This window comes from Halopseudomonas sp. MFKK-1 (assembly GCF_027474385.1).
GTDB classification, from domain to species: Bacteria; Pseudomonadota; Gammaproteobacteria; order Pseudomonadales; family Pseudomonadaceae; genus Halopseudomonas; species Halopseudomonas aestusnigri.
This window is the reverse complement of record NZ_CP114836.1, coordinates 3527193-3543591: the sequence shown is the minus strand read 5'-3', so window position 1 is coordinate 3543591 and position 16399 is coordinate 3527193. Positions and strand designations below refer to the sequence as shown.

The window sequence follows — 16399 nt, the reverse complement described above, 5'->3', positions numbered from 1 at the left end:
GTGGCTACGACATGGGTAAACGGGCGGGTTGCTGATAACCTGCCTGTCACTGATCGCGGCCTTGCCTACGGTGATGGTTTGTTCGAAACCCTGCGTGCCTGCCGCGGTACACTGCCGTTGCAGGCGTTGCATCTGGCACGTCTGCAGCGAGGTTGTGCCGCGCTGCGAATACCCTTTCAGGCGGAGTTGATTGCCGCCGAGCTGAACAACGCAGCAGCCAGGGTCGGCGACGGGGTGGTCAAGCTGATACTGACCCGCGGCACCGGTCAGCGTGGCTATGCCATGCCGGTTGACGCAACGCCGTCGCGGGTAATATCGATTTCCCCCTTGCCTCTGTATCCGTCTGACCGGCGTGATGGCGTCCATCTGTTTGCCTGTACAACACGGTTGGCCGATCAGCCGCTGCTGGCGGGCATCAAGCATCTCAATCGGCTGGAGCAGGTGCTGGCGCGCAGCGAATGGCAGGATCCGGCGTTTGCCGAGGGTCTGGTGTGCGATCAGCAGGGAGCGGTGATCGAATGCACCATGAGCAATCTGTTTGCGCGTGTGGCAGGGCAATGGGTTACGCCAGATCTCGGCCGCTGTGGTGTCCAGGGGGTGATGCGCGAATACCTTCTCGCCCAGCTGGCCGAGCGAGGGCAGCCGGCACGTGTAGCACGGCTCAGTCGCGACGCGTTGTACCAGGCGGATGAGGTATTTTGCTGCAATAGTTTGATAGGGGTCTGGCCGGTTGTAGGGCTGGACGATCAGGTCTGGCAGGTCGGGGGCGAAACCCGGCTGCTGCAATCCCTGGCTGAACAGGTTTATCTGTGAAGATTTTTGCCAAGTTTCTGGTTGTTTCACTGTTTCTGGTTTGTGTCATTGGTCTGGCCGGCGGTGTGTGGGGCTTTCTCACCCTGCAGCGTGCGCTGCATCAGCCGTTGCAGCTGACGGAACCGAGCACGCTGGTGGTTGAGGCCGGCAGCACTCCGGGGCGGGTCTTTGCGCGTCTTGAGCAGCAGGGTGTGCTTGAGGGCGCAGGCTGGCTGCGTCGATATTGGCAGTGGCAAATGAAGGGGGCCGTGCTGCATGTGGGTGAGTACGCACTGCAGCCCGAGATGACGGCGGCCGAGCTGCTGCACATGATGGAGCGCGGAGAGGTTGTTCAACGTACCCTCACACTGGTTGAAGGCTGGAATTTCAATCAGGTGCGCCAGGCGCTGCGTGCGGCCGAACACCTGGAGCAGACCTTGTCGCCAGACCTGAGCGATGCCGAGGTCATGGCGGCTCTGGGGTATGAGGGTGAACATCCGGAGGGACGTTTTTTCCCGGATACCTATCAGTACACGCTGGGCATGAGTGATCGGGACATCCTGCAGCGCGCGCACGAGCGTATGGCGCAGGTACTGGCGGAGGTTTGGGCAGAGCGTGATGAGGGATTGCCGATCAAGTCTGCGTACGAGGCACTGATTCTCGCGTCGATCGTGGAGAAGGAAACCGGAGTACCGTCCGAGCGGGCCGAAATAGCTGGTGTATTTACCCGTCGGCTGCGCATCGGCATGCGGTTGCAGACCGATCCGACCGTGATTTACGGCATGGGGACGGACTATCAGGGCAATATACGTCGTCGCCACCTGCAGCAGGCGACACCTTACAACACCTATGTGATTGATGGTCTGCCGCCGACGCCGATTGCCATGCCCGGGCGCGAGGCGATCGAAGCTGCTGTGCATCCGGCTGACGGCAAGAGCCTGTATTTTGTTGCCAGGGGGGATGGCTCGCACGTGTTCTCCAATACCCTGGCTGAGCATAATCGGGCGGTACGTGCGTTTCAGCTCAAGCGCCGCAGCGACTATCGATCCAGCCCTGCACCGGAGAGCGCACAATGACAGGTGTATTTGTCACCCTGGAGGGGCCTGAGGGTGCAGGCAAGTCAACCAACCTCGGTTATGTTGCCGACGCATTGCGCCGCGCAGGCTGTGAACCGCTGTTGACCCGTGAGCCGGGTGGTACGCCGATTGCCGAGCGGATGCGCGGCATTCTGCTCGAGCACCATGAAGAGCCGATGGACCCGGATGCGGAGTTGTTGCTGGTTTTTGCTGCGCGCGCCCAGCATCTGAATCGGGTGATCAAGCCGGCGTTGGCGCAGGGGCGTGTAGTCATCAGTGATCGCTTTACCGATGCGACCTACGCCTATCAGGGCGGCGGGCGGGGGATCGAAGCTGCTCGCATTGCTGCGCTTGAAAACTGGACTCAGGGCAGTTTGCGCCCGGACTTGACGCTGGTGCTGGATGTACCGGTTGAGGTTGGTATGGCGCGGGCGCGGGCGCGCAGCGCACTTGACCGCTTTGAAAGCGAGCAGCGGGCGTTCTTCGACGCGGTGCGTGAGACCTATTTGCAGCGTGCGGCAGATCATCCGGCACGTTATCGGGTTGTTGATGCCAGCGGTGAACTGGACCAGGTGCAGCGTAATCTGGAGCCGGTTATTGCGCAGATTCTGGAGTACTGGCGTGCTTGAGCAGGCCCGTACTCCCTTACCTTGGCACGAGACGCTTTGGGCTGCTCTGGTTGGTCAGTCACAGTTTGCCCATGCCTATCTGTTCTGTGGGCCGGCAGGTGCAGGCAAGCGTCGTTTCGCTGCAGCATTCGCCGGCTGGCTGATGTGTGATCAGCCTGGACCTCAAGGCCCATGCCAGCAGTGTCGCAGCTGTTTGCTGCGCCAGGCCGGCAGTCATCCCGATCTGCTGCTGATCGAGCCGGAGGAGGAGGGTAAGGCAATCCGCGTTGACGCCATCCGTCAGCTGGTTGGCTTCATTAGTCAAACCGCCCAGCAGGGCGGGCGCAAGGTGGTTGTGCTGCATCCGGCTGAAGCAATGAACCAGAACGCCGCCAATGCGCTGCTCAAGTCGCTTGAGGAGCCAACGGCCGAGACCTATCTGCTGCTGATCAGTGATCAGCCCAGCCGGTTGCTGCCAACCATCCGCAGTCGGTGCCGGGTGCAACCCCTGGGTTTGCCGGGTCTGCAGCAGGCGCAGGGCTGGCTGGATTCCGAGTTGCCGGATGCGGATGACATTCAGCGTACGCTTCTGCTGCAGATGGCAATGGGCGCACCGTTGCGAGCGCTGGACTTGCATCAGCAGGGGGCCGTTGCCCACCGGGAAAAGGTGGTTGAAGGTGTCAAGGCGCTGCTGAAGGGACAGATATCCGCGCCCAGGCTGGCCGAGCAGTGGAATAGCATCGCCCTTGATTTGCTGCTGGACTGGTTTGCCGCCTGGACGCTGGAGTTGCTGAAACTGAATCAGGGGGCGCAGGAGGCGGCAAGCAGCGCCGATATGGACAAGGTTCTGGGCTACTTGGCATCGCGGATTCAGGCAAGCGAGCTGCTCGATTGGCAGGATTGGCTGTTGCAGCACCGTCGGCAATTCGACAACAAGGCCAACCTCAATCGCCAGCTGTTCCTCGAAAAGCTGCTTGCGCGCTGGAAAATGCTGGCCGAAAGACGTTAATCTGGCGGCCATCGCGTTGAGTGAAAGGAATGATCAATGACTAATCCCACGGCTCCGGGGCCTCGCAACGGTATTCTGTCGCTGACGATCAAGGACAAGTCGGTGCTTTATGCGGCCTACATGCCGTTCGTCAAGCATGGCGGGCTGTTCATTCCGACCAACAAGAATTACCGCCTCGGTGACGAGGTGTTCATGCTGCTGAATCTGATGGACGAGCCGGAGAAGATCCCGGTTGCCGGCAAGGTTATCTGGGTAACCCCGAAGGGTGCCCAGGGCAATCGCGCGGCAGGTATCGGTGTCCAGTTCAGTGATCAGGATAATACCGCGCGCAGCAAAATCGAAACCTATCTGGCCGGTGCGCTGCAATCGGATCGGCCGACCCACACCATGTAGTCTTCATGCTTATTGATTCGCACTGTCATCTGGATCGTCTTGATTTAACGCCCTACAACGGCTCCCTTGATGCGTTGCTGGATGCAGCTCGCGGCCGCGGTGTCGGCAAGTTTCTCTGTATCGGGGTCGATGCCGACAACGCTGCTACCGTGCAGCAACTGGCCGACAGCCATGCAGATGTGTTCTGCAGCGTCGGTATTCATCCGCTCGATCTCAAGGATGGCAAGGCGACCGATCTGGTCTGGCTACTCGAGCGACTGCAGCATCCGCGCACTGTAGCCATCGGCGAAACCGGGCTCGACTATCACTACCAGCCCGAGTTGGCCGAGCAGCAGAAAGCGTCCTTCGCCATTCATCTTGAGGCGGCGAAGCAGACGGGGAAGCCGGTGGTGATTCATACCCGCGCGGCACGCCAGGATACGCTGGAGATGCTGCGCGAGGCAGACCTTGCCAATGCCGGTGTGCTGCATTGCTTTACCGAAGACTGGGAGATGGCCCGGGCCGCGCTGGATATGGGCTATTACATTTCGCTGTCGGGCATGGTGACCTTTCGCAATGCCGACGCATTGCGCGAGGTGGCGCGTCAGGTTCCTGCTGACCGCTTGCTGGTTGAGACCGATTCTCCCTATCTGGCGCCGGTTCCCCATCGCGGAAAGTCGAACGAACCACAGTTTGTCTGTGAAGTGGCGGCATTTCTGGCCGAGTTGCGCGGTGAGGCTCTGGAACATTTCCGTGAGCAAACTACCGATAACTTCCATCGCTTGTTTCCTCTGGCGCAAAGCTGATTTCGAGGCAAAAAAAACCCGAATTCTGGGGGAGGAATTCGGGTTAAGACCATTAGGAGTGATACAGAGGCAGGGCAGTGCCTGCCAGCACAGGATCAACACTTGGGGGGTATGTCGTTCCTGATAACTTCAGTATTGTCGAAATTGCCCTGCTTTCCAGCTTCATTTCCCGCGTTTATAAACTGATTTGGAATACGCTCTGCGTATTTTATCGTGAAGTGTTGTTATCTCTTTGCGAGGCAATCAGTGCTTCCAGCTGTTCGACCGCCCGCCGCAGGCAAGCGCTGCTGGTGTAGAAATGGGGTGACCAGCGAATACCACCGCCGCGCAGCGCGCAGATCACGCCCTGATCCATTAACTGGCGATGCAGCTCTTTTAGCGTAACGCCCTCAACTGAAAACGTCAGAATGCCCGATCGTCGTTCGTTGCTCAGACTGCTAAGTATGCGCACGCCCGGGATCGCCTCCAGCAAACTGGCAAGCAGGCAGATGCGGCGGTCGAGTTCGGCAGCGACGGTATCCATGCCGATCTCAAGCAGCAGCGACAGGCTGGCTGACAGAGCTTGTTGAGCCAGGGTGTTTGGGCTGCCGGCCTCGAATCGCCGCGCCGAACGGGCCGGCTGCCAGTCGCAGCGATCATAATCGCCCATCGCCTCAACCATATGCCAGCCGTGCTGGGTCAGCTTCAGTTGATCCCGTACTCGACCGTGGCAATAGAACACACCAAGGCCTTCCGGGCCGAGTAGCCATTTGTGGCCGTCAGCCATGGCAAAATCGCAGTCAATCGTCTGGACATCCAGTGGCTGCGCGCCGAGGGTCTGTATGGCGTCCACGCAGAACAGGACGCCGCGTTCGCGGCAGGCTTGCCCAAGGCGTTCCAGATCCATGCGCAGTCCGCTGCCGTATTGCACGGAGCTGATGCTCAGCAGGCGGGTGCGCGGCGTCATCGCGTTGATCAGCGCCTGTTCCGGCTGGTTGCCCAGCGCCACGCTGCGAACCCGAACGCCCTGGTCTGCCAATGCCTCCCAGGGAATGCGGTTTGAGGGAAACTCCTGATCGCTGATCAGAACTTCATCGCCGGGTGCCCAGGATAATCCCTGGGCGACAAAGGACAGGGCTTCGGAGGTGTTCTTGACCAGCGCGATGTCGCTGGCAGCGGGGGCATTAAGCAGGGCTTTAAGTTGCTCACGCAGGTGTTTTTCGGTCCGGCTCCAGCGCGGATAGTCGCGCGCACCCTGATGCAGGTTTTCGCGGGCGAAGGCGCTGACGGCGTCCGCTGCCCGCTTCGGCCAGGGAGCCACCGCGGCATGATTCAGGTAGCAGAGTTTCGGATCCTGCGGGAATTCATGCTGCCATTGCTGGTTGAGATCCATGTCGAGCCTCATGTGTGGTGCCATTTTGGCCAAAGATCGGACTGGCACGCGCGGTGATGCCTTAACGGGCCTTTTTCCCCATATTTAGACACATTTGAACCGGATAGTCAGCTTGTAAGCAAATCTGGGCAGCGAGTCATCAACTTGGCATAATGGGGCACTTTGCCAATTTGAATCCGGGTACCTTGATGCAGAAAGAGTCACGTAAAGTTCGCGAATTTCGTCGTCGTGAGCAGGAAATTCTCGATAGCGCGCTGCGCCTGTTCCTTGAGCAGGGTGAAGACAGTGTAACCGTCGAGATGATCGCAGACGAGGTCGGCATCGGCAAAGGGACCATCTACAAGCATTTCAAGTCCAAGGCAGAGATTTATCTGCGGTTGATGCTCGACTATGAGCGAGATCTGGCTGATTTGCTGCATTCGGAGTCCATCGAGCGCGACAAGGCGGCCCTCTCGCGGGAGTACTTCGCGTTTCGCATGAGCGACCCTGAGCGCTATCGGTTGTTTGACCGGCTGGAAGAAAAGGTGGTCAAGTCGAACCAGTTGCCGGCCATGGTCGAAGAGTTGCACAAGATCCGGACCTCCAATTTCAATCACATCACCGGTGTGATTCAGTCCCGTATCGATGATGGCAAGCTGGAAGATGTTCCTGCCTACTTCCATTACTGTGCAGCATGGGCGCTGGTGCACGGCGCGATGGCCATGTACCACTCGCCGTTCTGGCAGGACGTGATCAAGGATCAGGAGGGCTACATGCAATTTTTGATGGATGTAGGCGTGCGAATGGGCAATCGATTCAAACGCCGTAAGGACGGTGAGGAAGCCTAGCCCGAGCCTGGTGCTGAACTCCTGATTTGACCGGCAGTCTCAAACTGGGCAGCCATGTCAGGAGTCAGACCTTGCCCATCTTTCGCATACTTGCTGTGGGCGTGCTCATGCTGGGCACGTTGGCAGGCAACCCCGCCCAGGCGCGGGACTATCGATACACCGACGCCCACCTGCATTACGTTGATTTCTTTCAGGAGTCAGAAGGGGCGGGCGCGCTTATTCAGGCGATGGACGCCGCCGGTGTCGATCATGCCATGATCAGTGGTGTGCCTGTCGCCAAGCAATGGCACGAGAATGAGCCCAAGCGCCCGCGCTATTACGCTGGTGACGATGGCGGCGCCTACTGGTTCAGTGCAACCGATGTGCTGGTCGCTGATGCGATCGCGTCGATGCCGGCGGACCAGCGTCGGCGGTTTCATCCCTTTCTATCCGGCTTCAATCCGAACGACAAGAACGCAGATGCCCACATCCGTCGCATGCTCGAGCTGTATCCCGGCTTTTGGCAGGGAATAGGCGAGGTATTTACCCGGCACGACGATCTGACAGCGCTGATCCATGGTGAACCACCGCGGGCCAACAGCGAGGCCATGCACCGGGTCTATGCGCTGGCCGCGGAGTATGATCTGCCGGTGCTGGTGCACAGCAATATCACCTCGCAGCGTGAGCGTAATCCGCTCTATCTGGCCGAAATGGAAGAGCCGCTGCGCAACCATCCGCGGGTACGCTTTATCTGGGCGCATGCCGGCACCAGCATGGAAATTCATCGCCATCAGACACAATTGCCGTTTTTATTGCCGACGTTGCGCCGGCTGCTGACCGCCTACCCGAATCTGTATATTGATCTGTCCTGGACGCTGCGCGAGCCCTATCTTCTTGACTCGGAAGGCAAGCCGGACCCTGACTGGGTTGCTCTGGTCGAGGATTTCCCCGAGCGCTTTATGCTCGGCTCGGATGTGGTGGGGCAGTTCGGCAGTATCGGAAAATATATGCGCGGGTTTGAGCCGTTTCTTGATGCGTTACCGGAAACGGTAGCGCGTGGGGTTGCACGGGATAACTTTCTCGCTATCTTGCCGAGCGCCGAGTGGCGATCGGCCCCGCCGGGCGAGGCCGATCTGGTCGATCAGGGCAATACCAGCGGCGGGTCAGCCCAGTAGCTGCAGTGGTGATAGCCCAGGAAGCCAAGCGTATTTGCGTTGCTTGCGTTGGGTACGTCCAGCGTCATCAGGTTTCCGGTCGCTGCCTGCTGCCAGGCTGCTGCGACCCCGTCGGTGGTGTTGGGGTCGCCGGTTTTGGCGAACTGGGTCCAGTAGTCGACCATCTCGCCGGCCAGACTGTTCAGGTCATCCGGATCGCCGGTATAGCGCTGCTCCATGATGGCCTGTGGGTAGAGTACGTAAGGGATTTCCCCGGCGTGGGTGGCCCCCAGCGGGAAGCTCACAGCAAATGGCGGCACCAGGGTCCAGGGGGCGTCCTCGTCACGGAACCAGTACTGGAAGGTATTCATGCTGGCGCCGGCAAAGGTGCTGGCCTGCGAGTAGGCGTTGCAGGCGAACATGAAGTCGGTCCAGATACCGGACAGGGCTGCCTCGAAGGGTTTTGCCTCACCGTCAACAAAGTCCAGATAATCGGTGGCGATCTGGTCGTCGTCGAAGGGGATACTCGCCTGGTAGGGCTGGAAGAACTCGGCAACGCGCTCACGGTATTCCGCCTCGCCATCAATAGGATCGCCTCCTACTTCATCCAGCGCGACGAACAGGGTGCCCTCGTTCTGGTTGCTGCCGATCATGATGTCGAGCGAGCTGTTGAAGTCGCCGTCGGCCAGTGCCTGCTGAATGGACTTGGGCAGCAAGTCGTCGTCCGGATCCACAACCGGGATTGACTGCGAGCCCTGGGCCGCCAGGAACGCCGATACCGGCAAGGAGCGTAGGCAGCTTGCAGCGGTCTCCGGGTCGGTGCAGCCGAGTCCATTGGCTACCGATGTGCCGAGGAACTGCGCTGTTGCCTTGGGCATCTGGAAGGGCGCGTAGGAGCCGCTCTGGACAATGGCGCGCTGGAACAGGTCCGCCTCTTCAGCCCGAGGCGAGACTATGTGGCTCATCACGCTGTGGCCACCGGCGGACTCGCCGAAGATTGTGACATTGGCCGGATCACCGCCAAAGGCAGTGATGTTTTCCTTGACCCAGGCCAGCGCCAGCTGCTGATCCATCAGGGCAAAGTTACCGGCGTCGGATTCCAGGGCAGGGTGGGCCAGAAAACCGAGATTGCCAAGGCGATAATTGAGGGTCACGACGATAACGTCCTGTTCGACCAGGCGCGTCGGGTCGTACTCACCGCCGCCGTTACCAAACACGAAGGCGCCACCATGGATCCAGACCATCACCGGCAGATCCTCCGCTTCAGCGGGCGCATAAACGTTCAGGTACAGGCAGTCCTCGTTGCCTACCTGCTGGCCAGTGGTCAGATCGGACTGCGGGCAGCTGTTGCCGAACTCTTCGCTCAGTCTGAGTGTTTCACTTCTGCTGGCGGGTGGCTGCGGCGGGGCGAGGCGCAGGTCGCCAACCGGCGGCGCGGCGTAGGGAATGCCACGGAAGACGCGGATGCCGTCGTTGCTGATACCGACGACTTTGCCCTCGCTGGTTTCAATCGCCAGGGGGTTGGGGCCGTCGGCACCGCCACCGCCGCCACCTGACAGGCAGGCGGATAGCGTGAGTGCCGCGACGGCGACGGAAAGTAGCTTGAGTGTTGATGCCGAGGTCGGCGTCAGGCGAGCAGTACTCATTATTGTTGTCCTGTACTGTTTAAAAGATTGAGGCATATGCTGAAAGTGATCCGGCCTCAGGGCGAATGCGAGTTATGCGTATGCGTAGAAACTATATGTGAACTCTGTCACGCAGAGCTAAACACGTCCGGGTGGTTTGCTTCGCCAGTCAGACTGGCTATGATGTGCGGTTTTGTGCGGCTCAGCGCCGGGTACAGAGGAGAGGGGCATGGCTATGCAAGAGGCGTTTCCGGTCAGTTATATCGAGCCGGTTTTCCGCCCGCCGAGTGAGGCGCATTCGCTGATTTTGCCGGTGACCAACGGCTGTTCGTGGAACAAGTGCACGTTCTGTGAAATGTACACGGCGCCGCAGAAGAAGTTTCGTGCCCGCGACGAGGCCGAAGTGCTGGACGAGATTCGCCGGGTTGGCGAGCGCTATATCGTGAATCGCATTTTTCTCGCCGACGGGGATGCGATGGTCCTGCCGACCCATCGTTTGCTGCGGATTCTCGAAGCCATTGCCGAGCACATCCCGAGCGTCGAGCGGGTGACCTCGTACTGCCTGCCGCGCAATCTCAAGCGCAAATCGGTTGAAGAGCTGAAAGAGTTGCGTGAGGCCGGCCTGGCGATGCTGTATGTCGGTGCCGAGTCAGGCGATGACGAGGTGCTTGAGCGGGTTAACAAGGGCGAGACAGCCGCTTCGACAGCCGATGCCTTGATCAAGGCGGGGGAAGCTGGCTTGAAGCGTTCGGTGATGATCCTCAATGGCCTAGGCGGTCTGTCGCTTAGCAAGCAGCACGCGCTGAACTCCGCCAAATTGCTGAACCAGACCCAGCCGGAGTTCGTGTCGACGCTGGTCGTCAGTTTCCCCCAGGGGATGGAGCGATTCCGTGAGCGTTATCCGGATTTTGTCGAGTTGAATCAGCAGCAACTGTTCTCCGAGCTGCGCCAGTTCGTTGCCGAGCTGGCGCTGGACAACAGCACGTTTCGCAGCGACCATGCATCCAATGCCCTGGTCTTGAAGGGCGAGCTGGGGCAGGACAAGGACCGGTTGCTGGCGCAGATCGATCACGCCATCAGTCGGCCTGATCAGGCGGGCCTGCGTCCAGAATGGATGCGCGGACTCTAGGAGATGCTATGCGCTACGCATTGATGCTGTTGGCAGTGTTGCTACTGTCGGGCTGCATGAAGCCCTCCGATCTGCAGGATCAGGCCGGCTACTATCTGGGTGATGCCGGCGTGCTCAACCATTACCGCATCAAGCGCAGCAGCACCTGGGTTATTCAATCCGACTCCAAGCTCTATATTGCCCAGGGGCATTTCCTGCCCGTCGGCAATCCCTATGCCCGTCCCAATGTGGTTGCCGAGGAAGCCTTTGCCGCAGCCGTCGAAGTCTTTCCTGTTGTGCGCCGTGCCCAGCAGCCGCTGGGGCTGGAGGAGGCGCTGGCCGAGGCTCGCAGTTTCGGATACGACTACCTGCTCTACACACGGTTTGCCGCAGCAGATGATGCCGTGGGCAGTATCGAAGAGTGGGAAGAGTCCGGCCAGTGGGGGGATCTCGGGCTGGATCGGGGCGTGCTGCAACTGATGCTGCTGGAGGTCGGTACTCGCCACCTGGTCGATTTTGCCCGTATCGAGACACGCGGTGGCTTCCTGCAGTTTTACAAGGCCTCGCCCGAAGACCTGCTGCGCCCGCCGCTGCAGGATTATACCGGTCAACTGCTGGGACGCTGAGGGCGTCCGGTCAGGAGGAAAAATGTCCGATCGTGCACCGCCGCCGCAGTCGCTGCTCAATAGTCTGCCGCAGCGCGGAGAGTTGCAGCGCCGTGAGCCTGCGCCCGTGCATTTGTGGAATCCGCCGCTCAGTGGCGAGATGGATATGCGTATCGCCCGTGACGGCACCTGGTATCACGAGGGTGATCCGATCCGGCGCCTGGCGCTGGCGCAGCTGTTCTCAACCATCCTCAGGCTTGACGAAGACGCGCGCTACTACCTGGTAACGCCGGTGGAGCGCTGGGCGATCCAGGTCGACGACGCGCCCTTTGTCGCCGTCCGCCTGTCTGTCAGTGGCGAGGGTGAGCAGCAGCAACTGCTGTTTCATACTAGCCTCGAGGATGAGGTCCCGCTTGATGGGGAGCATCCATTGCGCGTTGAGCTTGATCCGCAATCCGGGGAGCCGTCTCCCTACATCAGAGTTCGCGCCAATCTGGACGCACTGATAAGTCGCACGGTGTTCTACGAATTGGCCGACCTGGCGGTTGAGGCCGAAGTCGCAGGTGTGCAGCGAATCGGTGTATGGAGTGGTGGCCGCTTCTTTCCGATAGACGGCGCCGATTAGGTGCGCGATCTGCGCCGGCGTGCCAGTACAGGGCACGCCGGGACAGTACTCTCCTGTTGTTAACGCTCTGCCTGGTTGTCAACCCGGAAAACACAAAAAAGCGTGTTTTTTTGATGTTGATATTTACCATATGTGGGTCTAGCATTGCCCGGAATGCACAACAAATAGTGTTTTGTCGGCCGGGATGCGTACAGGTCAAAAGCCTTTGCGTCAAGCCCTAGATGGTGGTTCAGGTCGCGTTTTCAGGAGACAGAAATGAGTCAAACAGCCAAGGTGCAGCGCCTGCATAATGTGGTGACCAGCATCCCTTTGCAGCCCGCGTCAGAAGACATTTGGGATACCAAATACCGCCTCAAGACCAAGGATGGCAAAGCCATCGACAAGTCGGTTGACGAGACGTTTCAGCGTGTCGCTCGTGCCCTGTCCGAGGTGGAAGCACCGGAGCTGCGCGAGGAGTGGTACGAAAAGTTTCTCTGGGCACTGCGTCACGGCGCGATTCCGGCTGGCCGTATTACCTCCAACGCCGGGGCACTTGAGCACAAGCCGGCGACCTCGACGATCAACTGCACCGTGTCGGCGACCATCGGCGATTCGATGGACGACATTCTCGCCAAGCTGCACGAAGCGGGTCTGACTCTCAAGGCCGGTTGCGGTATCGGTTACGAGTTCTCCACCCTGCGTCCGAAGGGCGCCTACGTCTCCGGCGCCGGTGCCTATACCTCGGGCCCGCTGTCGTTCATGGATATCTACGACAAGATGTGCTTCACCGTATCCTCTGCCGGTGGCCGTCGTGGAGCCCAGATGGCGACATTCGATGTCGGTCATCCGGACGTGATGGACTTTATTCGCGCCAAGCGCGAAGGCGGCCGTCTGCGCCAGTTCAACCTGTCATTGCTGATCACTGAAGAGTTCATGAAGGCGGTTGAGGCCGATGCCGACTGGCAGCTGGCGTTCCCGCTGAATCAGGCCGAGATGGAAGCCGATGGCGTTGACGTCAACGATGCGGAACAGGTGATCTGGCGCGAGTGGCCGAGCAACGAGCGCTATGTCAGCCGCGCGGATGGCCTGGTTGCCTGCCGTATCTTCCGCACCATGAAAGCGCGTCGTATCTGGGACATGATCATGAGTTCCACCTACGACTTCGCCGAGCCTGGCTTCATCCTGATTGACCGTGTCAACGAGATGAACAACAACTGGTTCTGCGAGGAGATTCGCGCAACCAACCCCTGTGGTGAACAGCCGCTGCCGCCCTATGGCGCCTGCCTGCTGGGTTCGATCAATCTGACGCTGTTCGTTCGTGATCCGTTCACTGAAAAGGCCCGGTTTGACTGGGACGAGTACCGTCGCGTTGTCGACATCTTCACCCGTATGCTGGACAACGTGGTCGAGATCAACGGCCTGCCGCTGGAGCAGCAGCGCAACGAGATCTACCGCAAGCGCCGTCACGGTATGGGCTTCCTGGGCCTTGGCTCGGCCATGACCATGCTACGCATGAAATACGGTGAGGCCGCCTCCCTCGAGTTCACCGAGCAGGTGTCCCGCGAGATGGCCATGCAGGGCTGGCGTACCGGTCTGGCGCTGGCAGAGGAAAAGGGCGCCGCGCCGATCATGGACGAAGAGTTTGTGGTGACCGAGGCGATGCTGGCCAAGCGTCCGGAAATGGTTGCTGACGGTATCAAGGCCGGTGACAAGGTCGCTGGCAAGGTGCTGTGGGCCAAGTACAGCCGCTATATGCAGCAGGTGGCAGGCGAAGATGCCGAGCTGGCCGCTGCACTGGCCGAGAAAGGTTCGCGCTTTACCCACCACAGCTCTATCGCGCCTACCGGTACTATCTCGCTGTCGCTGGCCAATAATGCTTCCAACGGTATCGAGCCGAGCTTCGCGCACCACTATTTCCGCAATGTGATCCGCGAAGGCAAGAAGTCGAAAGAGAAAGTTGACGTGTTCAGCTTTGAACTGCTGGCGTACCGTCATTTCATCAATGCTGATGCGCTGCCGAGCATGGACGCCGAGTCGCGCAACCTGCCGGAGTACTTCATCGCCGCTGATGACGTGTCCCCGACTCAGCACGTTGACGTCCAGGCCGCGGCCCAGAAGTGGATTGACTCGTCGATCTCCAAGACGGCGAACGTGCCGACCGACTACCCGTATGAGTCCTTCAAGGACATCTACATGTACGCCTTCCACAAGGGGCTGAAGGGTTGCACGACCTTCCGTTTCAACCCGGAAGCATTCCAGGGCGTACTGGTCAAGGAACAGGATCTGGCCAACACCACCTACCGCTTCAAGCTGGACGATGGCACCTTCATCGAGGCTAAGGGTGGCGACGAGATCGAGTATGATGGCGAGCTGCACACCGCCGCCAACCTGTATGACGCCCTGAAAGAAGGCTACTACGGCAAATTCTGAACCCGTGCCGCTGCGGCGGCACACGGTAGTTCGCAAACCTGATGAACCGGCCACGCTCAGGCGTGGCGAGGAAGTGAAAGACATGGCACTGAAGATCAACAGCAAGATTGTCGACTATGCTGTAGTCAAACCCGATGAACCGGCCAAGGCCCCGGAAGCCAAGGCTGCTCCGGCGATCGAGGAAATGCACGAGAAGCTCAAGCGCCCCGAGTTTCTTGAGGGCTCGACCTACAAGATCAAGACTCCGACCTCGGAGCACGCTATCTATGTCACCATCAATGACGTCGTGCTCAACTCCGGCAGCGACCACGAGAGTCGTCGTCCCTTCGAAATCTTCATCAACTCCAAGAACATGGAGCACTATCAGTGGATTTCAGCCCTGACGCTGATTATCTCTGCTGTGTTCCGCAAGGGCGGTGACTGCACCTTCCTGGTTGAAGAGCTGCGCAGCGTGTTTGACCCCAAGGGTGGTTATATGAAGCGCGGTGGCCGCTGGAGCCCCTCGCTCGTCGCTGAAATTGGCGACGTGCTGGACCAGCACCTCAAGCGCATCGGCATGATCAAGGACGAGATGGACGATCACCAGCAGGCGTACCTTGAGCAGAAGCGCGCCGAGTTCGCCAATCTCAAGCCCCAGGCGCAAACTGAAGCCGACTGCGACGACAGCGCCAACGCCTATCCTGAAGGTTCGCAGATGTGCGGCAAGTGCCACACCAAGGCTGCGATCCAGATGGACGGCTGCCTGACCTGCCTGGCTTGCGGCGACAGCAAGTGCGGCTGAGCAAGCCCGCTCGCAGTGTCTGAAAATGCGCCCTCCGGGGCGCGTTTTTTTTTGAGCCGCAAGCCATAAGCTAGAAGCTAGAAGCTAGAAGCTAGAAGCTAGAAGCTAGAAGCTAGAAGTTACACCCCTGCCATCGGGTGCAGCCTACGCTGCAAGTCAGGGTCTGCCGCGCAACAGGCGGTAAGGTCTTGCTCTCTCCGCAACCACAAACGCAAACTCTTGGCTTCCAGCTTCCAGCTTCCAGCTTCCAGCTTCCAGCTTCCAGCCTGTTTTTGCTTGTCGCTTGTCGCTTGTCGCTTGCAGCTTGCAGCTTGCAGCTAGCCTCAGCCGCTTGCCGCTGTAGCCATCCATTCATCCTCCCCATATCCCCCAACAGGGGGGCTGAACCTGCAGGGTTCCTGACCCTAGCATCAGGCTCCGACATTCAACGCGGGGTCTGGTCATGGCTTACCTGACGGTAAATAACGTTCGTCTGCACTTCGAGCGCTTCCCCCAGCCGGGCAAGCCGGTTCTGGTTCTGAGCCATTCACTGTTTTTTGACTGGCGGATGTTTGAGCCGCTGATCGAGTTGCTGCACCCGTATTTCGAGATCATTGCCTACGATCACCGGGGGCAGGGCTTGAGTAGTCGCAGCGGGCCGCTCGACATGGATTCGCTCACCGAGGATGTGGCAGCTCTCATCGATCTTCTTGACCTTGCGCCCTGTTACGTTGCAGGCAATTCCATGGGGGGCTTCGTTGCCTTGCGCCTTGCTGCCCGTTATCCCGAGCGTCTGGCGGGGTGCATAGTGATGGGCAGCAGCGCCGATCGGGAGCACCAACTGGCCGAGTTCGAGCCGCTGGTCAATCAGCTGGCTGCCGAAGGTGCCGCCGATCAGGTCGATACCCTGATGTACATCATGTTCGGGGATCAGACCCTGCGCAGCCCCGAGCACGCGGCGCTGTGCGCTCGGTGGCGTACGCACATGCGCAAGTTGGGGCCGGATATCGGCGTAGCTGCCAGGGAGGTCATCCATCGCGCCTCCGTACTCGATGAACTTGCCGGCCTGCGTGTGCCGCTGCTGGTCCTGGCTGGCGCTGAAGACCATGCCTACAGCACGGCGCTATCCGAGCAGATAGTCGAACGCAGTGGGCGCGGGCAGTGCAGGGTGATTTCGGCGGCCGGTCACTCGCTGGCGCTGGAGCAGCCGGCACAGGTTGCCGATGCGATTCGCCAGTTCGCTGCCGATGCCGTCTGAACGTCAATAAACAG

17 protein-coding genes are annotated in these 16399 nt (G+C 59.7%); 14 read left to right on the top strand and 3 right to left on the bottom strand.

Annotated elements, in window-relative coordinates; genetic code table 11:
• The 6 genes from pabC to O5O48_RS16345 are packed head-to-tail and all read left to right on the top strand — an operon-like array spanning nucleotide 1 to nucleotide 4663.
• Nucleotides 1-813 (top strand): aminodeoxychorismate lyase, encoded by an 813-nt coding sequence (gene pabC / locus O5O48_RS16370; protein WP_269687631.1) that lies wholly within the window; start codon nucleotides 1-3, stop codon nucleotides 811-813.
• A gap of 29 nt (nucleotides 814-842) precedes the next feature.
• Nucleotides 843-1868, top strand: a complete 1026-nt coding sequence (gene mltG / locus O5O48_RS16365) for an endolytic transglycosylase MltG (protein ID WP_434006966.1) — start codon at nucleotides 843-845, stop codon at nucleotides 1866-1868.
• Entirely contained in the window at nucleotides 1865-2497 is a 633-nt protein-coding gene (gene tmk / locus O5O48_RS16360) for a dTMP kinase (protein ID WP_269687630.1), read from the top strand. The genes mltG and tmk overlap by 4 nt, the downstream gene beginning before the upstream one ends.
• Entirely contained in the window at nucleotides 2490-3485 is a 996-nt protein-coding gene (locus O5O48_RS16355) for a DNA polymerase III subunit delta' (RefSeq protein ID WP_269687629.1), read from the top strand. The genes tmk and O5O48_RS16355 overlap by 8 nt, the downstream gene beginning before the upstream one ends.
• Nucleotides 3486-3521: 36 nt before the next feature.
• Nucleotides 3522-3878, top strand: coding sequence for a PilZ domain-containing protein (locus O5O48_RS16350; RefSeq protein WP_088275375.1), 357 nt, complete (start codon nucleotides 3522-3524; stop codon nucleotides 3876-3878).
• A 5-nt stretch (nucleotides 3879-3883) separates the two neighbouring features.
• Entirely contained in the window at nucleotides 3884-4663 is a 780-nt protein-coding gene (locus O5O48_RS16345) for a TatD family hydrolase (protein ID WP_269687628.1), read from the top strand.
• Nucleotides 4664-4871: 208 nt separating this feature from the next.
• Here the strand turns inward: O5O48_RS16345 and O5O48_RS16340 are convergent, their stop codons facing one another.
• On the bottom strand, nucleotides 4872-6035 hold the full coding sequence (locus O5O48_RS16340; protein WP_269687627.1) for an aminotransferase class V-fold PLP-dependent enzyme: 1164 nt from the start codon (nucleotides 6033-6035) through the stop codon (nucleotides 4872-4874).
• A 188-nt stretch (nucleotides 6036-6223) separates the two neighbouring features.
• Here O5O48_RS16340 and O5O48_RS16335 point away from each other — a divergent pair, with 188 nt between their 5' ends.
• On the top strand, nucleotides 6224-6862 hold the full coding sequence (locus O5O48_RS16335; protein WP_088275433.1) for a TetR/AcrR family transcriptional regulator: 639 nt from the start codon (nucleotides 6224-6226) through the stop codon (nucleotides 6860-6862).
• A gap of 107 nt (nucleotides 6863-6969) precedes the next feature.
• Nucleotides 6970-8016 (top strand): amidohydrolase family protein, encoded by a 1047-nt coding sequence (locus O5O48_RS16330; RefSeq protein ID WP_269688721.1) that lies wholly within the window; start codon nucleotides 6970-6972, stop codon nucleotides 8014-8016.
• Here O5O48_RS16330 and O5O48_RS16325 read toward each other — a convergent pair.
• Nucleotides 7983-9641, bottom strand: coding sequence for a carboxylesterase/lipase family protein (locus O5O48_RS16325; RefSeq protein ID WP_269687626.1), 1659 nt, complete (start codon nucleotides 9639-9641; stop codon nucleotides 7983-7985). The genes O5O48_RS16330 and O5O48_RS16325 overlap by 34 nt on opposite strands.
• A gap of 208 nt (nucleotides 9642-9849) precedes the next feature.
• Between O5O48_RS16325 and O5O48_RS16320 the strand changes: the two genes are divergently transcribed.
• The 5 genes from O5O48_RS16320 (at nucleotide 9850) to O5O48_RS16300 (ending at nucleotide 15148) form a co-directional block, all read left to right on the top strand.
• Nucleotides 9850-10749: a radical SAM protein gene (locus tag O5O48_RS16320; protein WP_269687625.1), complete on the top strand. Its 900-nt coding sequence runs from the start codon at nucleotides 9850-9852 to the stop codon at nucleotides 10747-10749.
• An 8-nt stretch (nucleotides 10750-10757) separates the two neighbouring features.
• On the top strand, nucleotides 10758-11354 hold the full coding sequence (locus O5O48_RS16315; RefSeq protein WP_233049428.1) for a DUF4823 domain-containing protein: 597 nt from the start codon (nucleotides 10758-10760) through the stop codon (nucleotides 11352-11354).
• A gap of 22 nt (nucleotides 11355-11376) precedes the next feature.
• On the top strand, nucleotides 11377-11958 hold the full coding sequence (locus tag O5O48_RS16310; protein WP_269687624.1) for a DUF1285 domain-containing protein: 582 nt from the start codon (nucleotides 11377-11379) through the stop codon (nucleotides 11956-11958).
• A gap of 255 nt (nucleotides 11959-12213) precedes the next feature.
• Nucleotides 12214-14367, top strand: coding sequence for an adenosylcobalamin-dependent ribonucleoside-diphosphate reductase (locus O5O48_RS16305; protein ID WP_088275361.1), 2154 nt, complete (start codon nucleotides 12214-12216; stop codon nucleotides 14365-14367).
• Nucleotides 14368-14449: 82 nt separating this feature from the next.
• Nucleotides 14450-15148: a TSCPD domain-containing protein gene (locus tag O5O48_RS16300; protein WP_088275359.1), complete on the top strand. Its 699-nt coding sequence runs from the start codon at nucleotides 14450-14452 to the stop codon at nucleotides 15146-15148.
• 156 nt (nucleotides 15149-15304) lie between these two features.
• Here O5O48_RS16300 and O5O48_RS16295 read toward each other — a convergent pair whose 3' ends face one another.
• Nucleotides 15305-15499 (bottom strand): hypothetical protein, encoded by a 195-nt coding sequence (locus O5O48_RS16295; protein ID WP_269687623.1) that lies wholly within the window; start codon nucleotides 15497-15499, stop codon nucleotides 15305-15307.
• Between the two features lie 91 nt (nucleotides 15500-15590).
• Here O5O48_RS16295 and O5O48_RS16290 point away from each other — a divergent pair, with 91 nt between their 5' ends.
• Nucleotides 15591-16385 carry an alpha/beta fold hydrolase gene (locus tag O5O48_RS16290; RefSeq protein WP_269687622.1) on the top strand — a complete coding sequence of 265 codons (795 nt, stop codon included), beginning with the start codon at nucleotides 15591-15593 and terminating at the stop codon, nucleotides 16383-16385.
• The last annotated feature ends 14 nt before the right edge of the window (nucleotides 16386-16399 follow it).